Origin of the sequence: Candidatus Amarolinea dominans (assembly GCF_016704685.1) — a bacterium.
GTDB classification, from domain to species: Bacteria; Chloroflexota; Anaerolineae; order SSC4; family Amarolineaceae; genus Amarolinea; species Amarolinea dominans.
Genome location: NZ_JADIZS010000062.1, coordinates 1 through 11462 on the forward strand (window position 1 = coordinate 1; position 11462 = coordinate 11462).

General features: G+C 65.1%; 11 protein-coding genes and 2 pseudogenes. 10 read left to right on the forward strand and 3 right to left on the reverse strand.

Translation table 11 applies throughout. From position 1 onward, the window contains the following. Window positions 1-1474 (reverse strand): Eco57I restriction-modification methylase domain-containing protein (locus IPF85_RS23840; protein ID WP_343410544.1); only part of this gene is annotated, 1474 nt, incomplete at its 3' end. After that, the gene (locus IPF85_RS23845; RefSeq protein ID WP_343410545.1) at window positions 1387-2691 is read right to left on the reverse strand and encodes a hypothetical protein; all 1305 of its coding nucleotides are present in this window, start codon (window positions 2689-2691) and stop codon (window positions 1387-1389) included. The genes IPF85_RS23845 and IPF85_RS23840, both read right to left, overlap by 88 nt. A 668-nt stretch (window positions 2692-3359) precedes the next feature. Here IPF85_RS23845 and IPF85_RS23850 point away from each other — a divergent pair. From IPF85_RS23850 to IPF85_RS23895, 10 genes and pseudogenes are all read left to right on the forward strand, one after another. Then, the gene (locus IPF85_RS23850; protein ID WP_343410546.1) at window positions 3360-4751 is read left to right on the forward strand and encodes an AAA family ATPase; all 1392 of its coding nucleotides are present in this window, start codon (window positions 3360-3362) and stop codon (window positions 4749-4751) included. A 64-nt stretch (window positions 4752-4815) separates the two neighbouring features. After that, window positions 4816-5451, forward strand: a complete 636-nt coding sequence (locus IPF85_RS23855) for a hypothetical protein (RefSeq protein ID WP_343410547.1) — start codon at window positions 4816-4818, stop codon at window positions 5449-5451. A gap of 92 nt (window positions 5452-5543) precedes the next feature. Next, window positions 5544-5630 (forward strand): annotated as a pseudogene (locus tag IPF85_RS23860) (hypothetical protein); the annotation flags it as partial. A gap of 40 nt (window positions 5631-5670) precedes the next feature. Further along, a complete protein-coding gene (locus IPF85_RS23865; protein WP_343410548.1) occupies window positions 5671-6900 on the forward strand; it encodes a peptide ABC transporter substrate-binding protein in 1230 nt (409 codons plus the stop codon). A gap of 221 nt (window positions 6901-7121) precedes the next feature. Next, the gene (locus IPF85_RS23870) at window positions 7122-7424 is read left to right on the forward strand and encodes an aldo/keto reductase (protein WP_343410549.1); all 303 of its coding nucleotides are present in this window, start codon (window positions 7122-7124) and stop codon (window positions 7422-7424) included. Continuing rightward, window positions 7384-8589: a GNAT family N-acetyltransferase gene (locus IPF85_RS23875; RefSeq protein WP_343410550.1), complete on the forward strand. Its 1206-nt coding sequence runs from the start codon at window positions 7384-7386 to the stop codon at window positions 8587-8589. Before IPF85_RS23870 ends, IPF85_RS23875 begins: the two co-directional genes overlap by 41 nt. A 59-nt stretch (window positions 8590-8648) precedes the next feature. Next, window positions 8649-8825 (forward strand): hypothetical protein, encoded by a 177-nt coding sequence (locus IPF85_RS23880; protein WP_343410551.1) that lies wholly within the window; start codon window positions 8649-8651, stop codon window positions 8823-8825. A 153-nt stretch (window positions 8826-8978) separates the two neighbouring features. Beyond that, window positions 8979-9176, forward strand: a complete 198-nt coding sequence (locus IPF85_RS23885) for a hypothetical protein (RefSeq protein ID WP_343410552.1) — start codon at window positions 8979-8981, stop codon at window positions 9174-9176. Between the two features lie 150 nt (window positions 9177-9326). Then, complete coding sequence (locus tag IPF85_RS23890; protein WP_343410553.1) at window positions 9327-9479, forward strand: CBS domain-containing protein; 153 nt, start codon at window positions 9327-9329, stop codon at window positions 9477-9479. 33 nt (window positions 9480-9512) lie between these two features. Then, window positions 9513-9728 (forward strand): hypothetical protein, encoded by a 216-nt coding sequence (locus IPF85_RS23895; protein ID WP_343410554.1) that lies wholly within the window; start codon window positions 9513-9515, stop codon window positions 9726-9728. A 512-nt stretch (window positions 9729-10240) separates the two neighbouring features. Here IPF85_RS23895 and IPF85_RS23900 read toward each other — a convergent pair. Then, window positions 10241-11361 (reverse strand): annotated as a pseudogene (locus IPF85_RS23900) (ATP-binding protein); the annotation flags it as partial. Between the last annotated feature and the right edge of the window lie 101 nt (window positions 11362-11462).

Sequence of the window (11462 nt, forward strand, 5' to 3'; positions counted from 1 at the left end):
CACCTGTGTCAGCTTTGAGAGTGATGCCATAGCCACTCGTGAAAGCATACTGACCAGCGGCGTCCAGCGCAAAGGCGGCACGGTCGGCAATATCTGGCACGAGTATTTTGGGCATTGACATCAGCTCTATGTTCTGACGCCGGCCATAGGCATACCAATCAGCACCCGCGAACTTGCCGCGCTCCCGCGCTTGCAAGTACTTTTTGACAGTCTGAAGGTAAGAGAAAGTGTCGGGAGATTGGGAACGGAGGAGGCTCTCCGACAGCAATTCTGCGCGGTTGCCGATCAGCTGATAAGGGAAAATCACCACTTTGCCAGACGGTGCAATCCGATAGGCCTTGATCTCCCGGCCTTGAAGGAACTGAAGCACAGACGCGGAATCCAACTGAACAGGCTTGTTCAGGTATTCCGATCTGACCTCCAGGAGGGCATCGCGCCGCGCAATCAGATCCAGAACATAAACTTCATTCGCGCTTGTGCGAATACCCTGCGCCATGCGCGCCGCCACATCTGCCAACTTCACCGGCATTCCCCGCAACCGCTCGAACAGATCACTTCCGCGTCCCACCACGAAATTCCACTCGCTCACGCCCGCGCTGACGGCCGGGATCGTCCCCTCGACCTGCGTTGCGCCCGCGCGCCACGCGGGCAGGTCATGGGCGCGCACGAACTGGAACTCCTTGCGGCCGCCTCGTTCCAGGAACAGCAGGCAGGTATAGGTCGTCGCACCCTCGAATACCTGCTGATCGCCGAAATGGACGACTTTGCTCAGATGTTGTCCCTCGGACAACAGTTTGCGCAGCGGTTCGCCGTACTGCGCGTTGAAGAACTTGTGTGGCAGGATGAAACCCAGGCTGCCGCGCTCGTTCAGCAGCCCCAGCCCTTTCTCCACGAACACGACGTAGATGTCGTAGTTGCCTTTGCTGGCCGCGCGGTACGCCCGTTTGTAGTACACCACCTCCAGCGGCGCCCACTCCTGCAACGCCTGGATGCGGATATACGGCGGATTCCCGATGATGGCGTCGAACCCGCCGGCGGTCATCACCTCCGGGAACTCCTTCTTCCAGTCGAACGCGTTCACCCGCCCCACGGTCTCATCGTCCGGCAGGTCGAGCTTGCCGTCGTAAAACTCCGGCCCGATCAGCGAGTTGCCGCACTTGATGTTGCGGCCCAGGTCGGGCAGCACGCGCTCCACGCCCAGCGACAACTGGCCGGCCACCCCTTCGCCCTCCAGCACTTTCAGCAGCAGCGAGAGCTTGGTCACCTCCACGGCCTGCGGGTCAATATCAACACCGTAGAGGTGGTCCATCAGGATGCGTTTGCGCTCCTCGATGGTCAGCCGGGTTGCGCCGCCGCTCACTCGCTCCAGCGCAGGGCGCTTGCCCTTCAGCCAACGCTCAGGCTCTTCGAGGTAATAGGCGAGGTGCCAGTCCAACAGGTATTGGCGCGCCCAGCAGGAACGATCCCGATCCACAGGCAATATCCGCGACGCGTGGGGGCGACCCTGGCGACCGCCCATGGGCAGGGTCTTCCCTCCAGCAGGGGGCCAACCGTCTGGCGCACAATGTACTCCACAATATAGGTGGGCGTGTAATAGACGCCGCCCGCCTTGCGCACCTCCGGCTTCTCCTCCACCTTCGCCTGCCGGCCGGGGGTGAGGCGGATCACCTTGCCCAGGAAGCGCTCGTAGACCTGGCCCAGAATGTCGGCTGGCAGCACCGAAAACTCGTAGGGACTTTGCGGGTAGTAGAGGTGCTCGATGATATCTTTGAGCACCCTGTCATCAATCTCCAGACCCGGGGTGAGGGTGTCGGGCGCTTCGGCGCGACCCCGCTCCTCGCTGAAATGGAACAGCCCGGAGTTGTAGCGCAGGTCCGCGCGACGGAAGAGCTCCCACAAGCGCGCGTAGGTGTGGCCGCCGTTGAGCAGCGCGCGCAGTTGCTCGTACGTCTCCAGGTTGCGCGCCTCGCAGATGCGCAGGAAGACGATGCGGTCTATGGTCTGCTGCACGGCCCAGTTGACGTCGTGGCCGCGCAGATGAGGGTTGCGCAGCACCAGGTTGCGCGCCAGCAGCTCGCGCCAGCGCTCGATCTCGGCCAGGAACTCGTCGTCCACCTCGGCGGTGCCGCGCTTGCCGGCCTTCGCCACGGCGAACCTGTCGAGCGCGCCCTGCCACACCGCAGCCTTGCTGAAGATGCCCGCGATCTCATCCCAGCGCGCGACGTAGTCCGTGAAATTCAGCAGCAGAATGCGGCCCGTCGCGGCTTTGTCGCTTTTGTCGGGTCGCATGCGACAGTCGTAGACCGAAAACTCCTCGAAATCGGTCAGGATGGAGAGCGGCAGCTTGGCGCTCCACGCGTAGCGGCGCAGCTGATAGGCTGGCTCGATGTCGTGCTTGATGTTTACCGAGGGTTTCTTGGCTTCGACGAAGAACTTGCGTTCCTTGCCGATGCGGAAAGAGTAGTCGGGCGCCTTGGTGGCGTCACCGACGAGCACCTTGTCCTCATGCACCACCTCCTTGTACTGCTCCGCGAAGCCCTGGGTGTTGTTGACATCCCAGCCCAGTGCGGCGAAGAAGGGGTCAATGAACTGGTGGCGGACCGCGGTCTCGCTGAAGGAAGGTGCGCAGTACTGGTCGTAGTTGCGCTGGAAGAGCTCGACGAGCTGGACAATCTCGGCAGGAGCGGGCATAGGCGCCTCACGGTGATATGGTGGTTGGCGGCAGCGTGCTGCCGTAACTGCTCAGCCAGGCAGTGAGAATGGTCTCGATAGCGCCCGGAGTGCCCCCTGCCCCCCAATCGGGGGCCATCCGCATTGGGGGGGGCCGCCTGAGCAGTTGCATCAGGTCTCAGCATGCACGATGGGTATGGCGGACAGCCTGACACCGCCCACAGTATAACTGCGCCATTGTTTTTGCGCAACTGGATGTGATGGTGTCGAGCCAGCCGGCCTCCAACGGCCTCTGTGCAAAGTGGGAAGGACAGCCGATCTCGATGGTCTGGCCGCGCAACTTTGTACTCTGCACTTTGCACTCCGCCAGACCAGGCTGCATTTCGATCATGCGCCGCACGACCGATGGCGGTTTCGGGAACCGCTGTTGATCTATGCTATAATACGAGTGGTCCTTTCGACCGTGGGATTACACCCGCTGCGGCAACATCAAGGAAGCTCTGCACATGAACCCCGCGGGGCACTGCACATCCACCTCCTGGGATACTTCTCCCTGACCTACGGCACAGCCGCTGACCGCGTTCGATCAGCCGCGGCTGCAGGCGCTGACCGCTTTCCTCGTCCTGCGCCCCGGCGTTCCCCAAAGCACGCCAGCAGATGGCCTGCCTCTCCTGGCCCGAGCACCACCGATGCCCAGGCGCCGCTCGAACCTGCGCACCCTGCTCCATCGCCTGCGCGAGGCTTTACCCGATGCCGATCGCTTTCTCCGCTTCGACCAACACCATGTCCAGATGGCGCGGCGAGGGCCGTTTCACCTGGACGCGGCCGATTTCGAGGCCGCGCTGGGGGTCGCCCACGACAGCAAGGCGCTGCAGGCCGCCGTGGACCTCTACAGCGGCGATCTGCTGCCCACCTGCTACGATGAGTGGATCATGCGGCCGCGCGAACGGCTGCGCCAGATGTTCCTGCAGAGCCTGCAGCGCCTGGCTGCTGAACAAGAAGCCGGGCGCCAGTTCGACCCGGCGCTGCGCTGCGCCGAGCGCCTGCTGACCGCCGACCCGGTGATGGAGGCCAACCACCGCCGCCTGATGCACCTGCACCTCGCGAACAACGACCGCGCCGCAGCCCTGCACGCCTATCACCGTTGCGCCGCGCTGCTGCGCCGGGAATTGAACGTTGATCCCCATCCCCGCACCCAGGCGCTCTACCAGCGCGTGCTCGAGCAGGCCGCAGGCGACCCTGACCAGGACACTGCGCCCCTGCCTTCCCTGTCCCCGCTCAGCACACCGCGCCTGGTGGGGCGCCAGGCCGAATGGGCGCAGTTGCTGGAACGCTGGCAGGCGGCCGCGGCCGGCAGCCCCGGCCTGGTCCTGCTCAGCGGCGAGGCCGGCGTGGGAACCACGCGGCTGGCCGAAGAGCTGGTCGCCTGGCTGTGGCGGCGAGGCCGTGATGTGGCCGTGGCCCGCTGCGACCCGTCCGTTCAACCGCTGCCCTTCGCACCCGTCGCTGCCTGGCTGCGCAGCCCGTGCCTGCAAGCCCGCCTGTCTGCCCTGGATGACGGCCGCCTGGCCGAGATTGCCCGCCTGCTGCCGGAGGTGCTGACGTCGCGGCCCGGCCTGACCGCGCCCGGCCCGCTGCTCGAGGCCTGGCAGCGCCGGCGCTTCTTCGAAGCCCTGGCCGCGCCGCTGCTCAACCCGCCGCGGCCGCTGCTCTTCCTGGCCGATGACCTGCACCTGGGCGATGAACAGACCCTGGCCTGGCTGCATTACCTGCTCAGCCAGGCCGGACGCGCGCCACTGCTCGTGCTGGGCACGGTGCGCCGCGAGGAGATTCAGGCCGACCATCCCCTGCACGACCTGCGCCGCCGCTTGCAGGCGTCTGGCCGCTGGCACGAGCTGACCCTGGCGCCGCTCAACGTGCATGAATGCGGCGAGCTGGCCGCCGGGCTGGCCGGCCGGCCGCTGACCGCGTGCGAGATTCGCCACCTCCATCACGACAGCGAGGGCAACCCCCTGTTCCTGGTCGAGACCGTGCGCGCCGGTTCGATGACCGCGCCCGGCGCAGCCCAACCCCGATCCTGATCCCGCCGGGCCGCTCTGCCCGCTCTGCCCGCTGCACATCCGCCAGCCGCTCAAGGTGCAGGCGGTGCTCGAACAGCGCCTGGCGCAGCCCTCCGCGGCCGGCCGCAGCCTGGCCCAGGTCGCGGCGGTGCTGGGCCGCCAGTTCACCCTGGACGCTTTGCGTCGCGTCAGCGGCCTGGACGAAGCCGGCCTGCTGACGACGCTGGACGAGTTGTGGCGCCGGGGCATCGTGCGCCAGCAGGGCGCGGACGGTTACGATTTCAGCCATGACAAGCTGCGCGGCCTACACGCAGTTGAGCGCCCCAACGCCGGCTGCTGCACCGCCGCGCCGGCCAGGCGCTGCAAGAGGCAGCGCCTGCGCCGGTCAACCGTGCGGCGCAGGCGGCGCATCATTACGAGGAGGCCGGCGAGGCCGCGCTGGCCGCGGCCTGGTGGCTGCAGGCTGGCGATGAGGCGCGCGGCGTCGCAGCCGTGCTCGAAGCAGATGCCTGCTATCGCCGCGCCGCGGCTCTCCTGCCCGCGCCGGGCAACGCGGCCGGCGCGGGTCAGGCCATGCTCCGGCTCGGCCAGACCCATCACGCCGCCTTCGATTTCAGCGCGGCCAGCGCGGCCTACGCGACCGGCTTTGGCCTGCTGGCGCAGCAGCCGGCCTGGTCGGCGGTCGCCGCGCCGCACGCCGCCCTGCACCTGGCGCGGCTGATCCCGCAAACGCTCGATCCCGCGGCCGACGATGGCCGCGACGCCTGGCTGATTGACCAGCTCTTCTGCGGCCTGGTGGCCGAAGGCCCGGACATGACCATCGTGCCCGATATCGCGGCCGACTGGCAGGTCGAGGCAGCCGGCCGCGTCTACACGTTCCGCCTGCGGCGTGATGTCGCCTGGTCCGACGGCGCGCCGGTCACCGCGGGCGATTTTGCGTTTGCCTGGCGCCGCGCCTGGATCCGGCTACGGCGCGCCTTTTGCGCGCCTGTTGGGCGACATCGCCGGCGGCGGCCCTGCTGGCCGGGAGACCATCCAATCGGATCAGCTCGGCGTGCAGGTCCTGGACCCCTTCACGCTGCGCGTCACCCTGGCCGAGCCGGTCAACAGCTTTCTCTACGTGCTGGCGCACCGCGTCGCCTTTGCCGTGCCGCGTCACGCGCTGGCGCAGCATGGCCGCGCCTGGAGCGCGCCCGCGCACCTGGTGAGCAACGGCCCATTTCGCCTGGCCGCCTGGCAGCAAGGCAAAGCTCTGACCCTGGAACGCAACGCTGATTATCATGCGCCCGCGACGGGTCGGTTGGCGGGCAACGTGGGGCGGGTGGAGGTGACGCTGCTGACCGATTGGGAGGAGCAGGCGCCGTTGTACGAGGCCGGTCAGTTGGACGTGCTGGCTCTGCATCGCCTGCCGCGGACGAAAGCGGTACACTTGCACCGGCGCCATGCGGGGGAGTTCAGCTCCGTGCCCGACCTGCGCGTGGACTACCTGGCCTTCGACACACGGCGGCCGCCCTTCGACGATGCGCGCGTGCGCCGGGCGTTCGTCCTGGCGACCGACCGTGCGCATCTGGCCGCGGCGCGCCTGTTCGGCTATGATTCGCCGGCGACGGGGGGCTTCATCCCGCCCAACCTGCCGGGGCATGCCGCGGACACGGCTCTGCCCTACGCGCCAGGGCAGGCGCAGCAGCTCCTGGCCGCGGCCGGCTATCCGGGCGGGCAGGGTCTGCCGCTGATCGAACTGTGGGGCGGTGAAAGTTCAAGCGTTTGGGCTCCGGTGAGCGAATACCTGGCGCAGCAGTGGCAGGAGGTCCTGGGCGTGCGCAGCCAGGTACGGAGCGTGGAAGCCGGGCAGGTGATCCGCTTCGCGGGCGTGGGAGGTCCGCATATCCTTTTCGTGGGCTGGCGCGCCGATTTTCCAGACCCGGACAACTTCCTGCGCCTGGCGCCCATCAGCTTGCAGACCGGCTGGCGCCATGCCGCGTACGATGACCTCGTTGCCAGGGCCAGGACCGAGCGCGACGCGGTCGAGCGCCTGCGCCTCTACCGGCAGGCCGAAACCATCCTCGCGACCGAAGCGCCCGTCCTGCCGCTCACCTACCATCGCTGGAGCGCGCTGCTCCGCCGGTCGTCACCCATTTCCCCATCTCGCCCATGCGGCGCTGGTTCCTGAAGGATGTCGTCGTTGCCCAGGGTGGGTGAACCGGCGCCGGGGTGGGCATATCAGAAATACGTAGCGGGATGCTACTCGAAACGTGGTGAATGGTCAAAGCCCCCGGCGGTGCGGGTCAACAGGCCGCGGCGACAGGTGGCCAGGTGGCCGAACCTGGTTGACTTTCTCACGGTGTAACGGTATACTGCCAATGATGAATCGTTTATGGATGGGAGAAACAAATGCAAGCACGACGTTTCGGCCATACAGGCCACCTGAGCACGGTAGCTATTTTCGGCGCGGCTGCATTTTGGCAAGTCACCCAGGCGCAGGCCGATGCGACCATGCAGTTGGTCATTGACCACGGCATCAACCACATTGATGTCGCGCCGTCGTACGGATTGGCCGAAGAACGGCTTGGCCCCTGGCTGGCGCGTGAGCGCAACCGCTTCTTCGTGGGCTGCAAGACCATGGAACGTTCCCCAGGCCGGCGCGGCCGCCGAGTTGCGGCGTTCTTTGCAGCGCCTGCGCCTGGATCATGTTGATCTCTATCAGATTCATGCCATCACGAGCATGGTCGAGCTGGACGCGGCGACACGAACAGGCGGCGCGCTTGATGCCATCCGCGCGGCCCAACAAGCGGGGTTGACGAAGCACATCGGCATCACGGGCCACGGCGCCGACAGCCCGGCCATTTTTCTGGAAGCCCTGCGTCGCTTTGATTTTGACTCCGTGCTGTTTCCGCTGAACTTTGTCCAGGTTGCCGATCCGCGGTACCGCGAGAACACCGATGAATTACTGCGCCAATGCCAGGCCAGAGACGTTGGGGTGATGATTATCAAGGCGATTACGAAGGGGCCATGGGGCGGACGACCGCAGACTCACACCACCTGGTACGAGCCATTCGACCGCATGGAAGACATTCAACGCGCGGTGAACTTTGCTCTCTCGTTCCCGGTCACGGGGCTGTGTACCGCTGGCGATACGACCGTGCTGCCACTGATGTTGAAAGCCTGCCAGAATTTCACGCCGCAAAGCGCCGCGGAGCGCGAGGCGCTAATCCACATGGGCCGGCCAGTACGAGCCGTTGTTTGCCGTGGAGCCTGCCAGCCAGTAATTGATGACTGTCATTCGGCGTCGAAACGCAGCCGTCAACGAGTGAAACGGGTCAGATTGGAGCTTTCGATGATCCAGGGAAATTTTATCTGCCTGCGGCCAGTGAAACAAGCCGACCTGTCTCTCTTGGAAGCCTGGCAGAACGATGTTGAGATTCAGAGTGAGTACAACGCGTTTGGCCTCAAGCGCTTCGACAACCAGGAGCGTGCGTTTGCCGAACATGGCTTCCTGACCGATCAGCTCAGCACCCTGATGATTGTTACGCCGGCCGGCGAGCCGGTGGGGACGATGAGTTTTCACCAGGTGCACTACGGCCCCAACGGCGGCAGCCTGGCTTACAACATCGGCCTGAATATCGTTCCGACCCATCGCGGCAAGGGCTACGGCACGGAAGCGCAGCGCCTCCTGGCCGATTACCTGTTGCGGACCTACCCCATTGCGAGGGTTGAGGCCTCGACCGATGTCACGAATCTGCCCGAACAACGCTCGCTGGACAAGGCCGGATTCCGGCGCGAGGGTGTGCTGCGCTCGGCGCAGTGGCGCAGCGGCGCCTGGCACGATATGGTACTCTACAGCAAGGTGCGCGGCGAATAGACTCAAGCAGCCGGTCGTTCCACCGCAAACCATCATTCATCGTTCCCAAGGAGGTCTGCATGTCACGCGAATTGCCCACTCTGCAGCCAACGGCTCAGTCTAGCTCCAAGCAGTTAAATACCACCATGATGCGACGCACTCAGCTCCGCCAGGTCAACGCCATGGTGCGCATGGCCGATCGCTTGGTTGCCAATATCGAGCAGGAGGGACTCACGGCACTCATTCAGGGTTTTTAGAAGTTTGCCGTTGAATATGCCACCACGCTGGACAAAGCGAACGAATCGGGCCAGCTCTCGTTCCTCCTGCGCTCTGGCATTGAGCGCCTGCTGCAGGAATGGAACATTCTGAGTCGTGCATGCGAGCAGCGCCGTGAAACCAAACCCGATTACATGAAAGCTGACGACCGCAAAGAGGGCGTACGCTTCTACCTGGAAATGGCCGACGGCAGGTTGGCATCCTTCTGTGATCGTTGGCGGCCGCCCTCGTCAACCTCCTACGTGCCCTTGCAGACCCCGGTCGTCTATTTCGAGAAACTCTATCGCATTTCACGCGCTTTGTTTGCGCCAGGTATTCCGGCGCGCGCGTGAGCGCCCTCATGAACGCCTATGCCTGTCACTTCTTAGCACCCCGCAGCGATCATCAGTTCTTGCGCCAACAACTTGGTAAATGATCCATTTTCGCTTATACCGCAGATGGCTCCATGTCTAACGCCCGCCGAACCTATCTGGAGGAGACTCATGCTGGTCAAAGAACGAATGACGGCCAATCCGATTACGGCCACCGTCAACACCACGCACAGTGAAGCGGTCGCGCTGCTGCGCCCCCACAAAATTCGGCGCCTGCCGGTGCTTGACTTGTGCAGGCCGCCCTGTCCACCGACCCCGACCTGAAGGTGACCGACCTGCGCCTGGTGGACAACCCGTTTGAGCCGGTGCCCCAGGGCCAGGACCGAGCGCGACGCGGTCGAGCGCCTGCGCCTTTACTGGCAGGCCGAGACCATCCTCGCGACCGAAGCGCCCGTCCTGCCGCTCACCTACCATCGCTGGAGCGCGCTGGTCAAGCCGGCCGTCACCCATTTCCCCATCTCGCCCATGCGGCGCTGGTTCCTGAAGGATGTCGTCGTTGCCCAGGGTGGGTGAATTGGGGCCGGGGTGGGCAGTCACCGATCATGGTTGGGTGCGAACTCATGATTGGGTGCGAACTCATGATTGGGTGCGAACTGTCATTGGAATAGCTGCGTCCCGTAGGGACGTATTGACTTTAGCCGACGACGCACCGCCACATCCGTCGTCCCGTAGGGACGATTGAATGAGGCCACGACCTAAGGTCACGTGTCCCTACGGGACACTGCGCGATCTGGCCGATGGCGCGGCTAAGGTCACGTGTCCCTACGGGACACTGCGCGATCACGCCTCGCGGACCCGGGCGTTCGCCGTCGCGATGCCGCGGGGGTGAATTCAACCGTCCCTATGGGACGGACGCGGATCGTGCGATCACGATGACTAAGGTCACGTGTCCCTACGGGACACTGCGCGATCACGATGGCGCGACTAAGGTCACGTGTCCCTACGGGACACTGCGCGATCACGCCTCGCGGACCCGGGCGTTCGCCGTCGCGATGCAAGAAAGCCATCATCACCAGGCGCGGCGGATCAAGTTCGCCCCCGTCAGCCAGGTTGGCCGGAGAAATGGAAGAGAATCGGCGGCGCCGCCAGCAAGCACTCGCGGGATAATCTCCTGATAAATTGGATTGGCAATGACTAGACCCCGCTCAGGGTCGCGTGTAACCAGTCCCAAGTCAATGACAAAACGGCGGTCATCGCTGGACACATCGCCCAACGGCTGACCGGCCAGCATCGGCTCGATGATCTGGCGCACCGCCGGCTCGCGCAGCCGCTCGGCCAGGCTGTCCAGGTGGGTCTCCTGGCGCTGGATCAGGATCTCTTTGGCCTGCTCGATGTGATCGGCAGTGATGGGGTGGGTCGGTTCAGGCGCCAGCTCCTCGACCGCGACCTTGGCCAGGGCGTTGACCAGCCAGGGCTGGCCCTGGGTCAAGGTAAAGGCCAGTGCAGTCGCCTCTGCGGTGAAAATCTGGCCCGTGTCGCTCGTGTGCTGCGCATAGAGCGTCGCCACTTCCTCCGCCGTAAAATTGCCCACCGTCAGCGAGCGGGTCTTGATGTTGAACGGGCTGGCGGTGTTGAGCCGTTCGCTGCCGCCGGCGGCCACCTTGTAATCGCACATCCCGCATGCCGATCAAGGCCACGGACCAGGGGAAGCCGGCCGGGCGGTCCGCAAAGCCTGAGCGCAGTTGGCGCAGCACCGAGATCAGCGCGACATCTTGCAGCGCATCAATTTCATCCATGAAGAGCACCAGCGGCCGCGGGGCAGCCTGCGCCCACTGTTGCAAGGCGGCGCGAATGCGCTGCCCCTCCGTTTCCATTGGCCAGGACGGCGGCTGCAGATCGGCCGGCAGGCGCACGCTGGCCGCATTGCGCCACTCAGCCAGGATTGCCAGCTCGGCCGCGCCTGGATCGGTGTTGAACGCCGCGCCGACCTCGACCGAGAGCAGCACCGCGACATAGCGGCCCGAAGCGGTCAGTTCACGCGCCAGCATCGTCATGGCCGTCGTCTTGCCGGTTTGCCGCGGGGCGTGGATGTCGAAACAGGCCTGCTGCTCGATCAGCGGCCGCGCCCGGGCACGCGCGCCGCGGCGGGCAGCATGTAGTGGATATCGGGCTTGCACGGCCCGGCGGTGTTGAACCAATGCGGCATCACGAACCTCCTACGCTGCGCCCGGATCGTCCATCTCGAGGTTTGCCCAGGGCGATGAGGCTTTCGAGGTCTTCCAGGCCATCCGGGGCAAACTGGTGAAA

What these genes read in the sequence shown, in the direction of transcription:
- IPF85_RS23845 (WP_343410545.1), bottom strand. Translation starts at nt 2,691, where the DNA reads ATGCCCGCTCCTGCCGAGATTGTCCAGCTCGTCGAGCTCTTCCAGCGC.
- IPF85_RS23850 (WP_343410546.1), top strand. Translation starts at nt 3,360, where the DNA reads ATGCCCAGGCGCCGCTCGAACCTGCGCACCCTGCTCCATCGCCTGCGC.
- IPF85_RS23870 (WP_343410549.1), top strand. Translation starts at nt 7,122, where the DNA reads ATGCAAGCACGACGTTTCGGCCATACAGGCCACCTGAGCACGGTAGCT.
- IPF85_RS23880 (WP_343410551.1), top strand. Translation starts at nt 8,649, where the DNA reads ATGTCACGCGAATTGCCCACTCTGCAGCCAACGGCTCAGTCTAGCTCC.
- IPF85_RS23885 (WP_343410552.1), top strand. Translation starts at nt 8,979, where the DNA reads ATGAAAGCTGACGACCGCAAAGAGGGCGTACGCTTCTACCTGGAAATG.
- IPF85_RS23890 (WP_343410553.1), top strand. Translation starts at nt 9,327, where the DNA reads ATGCTGGTCAAAGAACGAATGACGGCCAATCCGATTACGGCCACCGTC.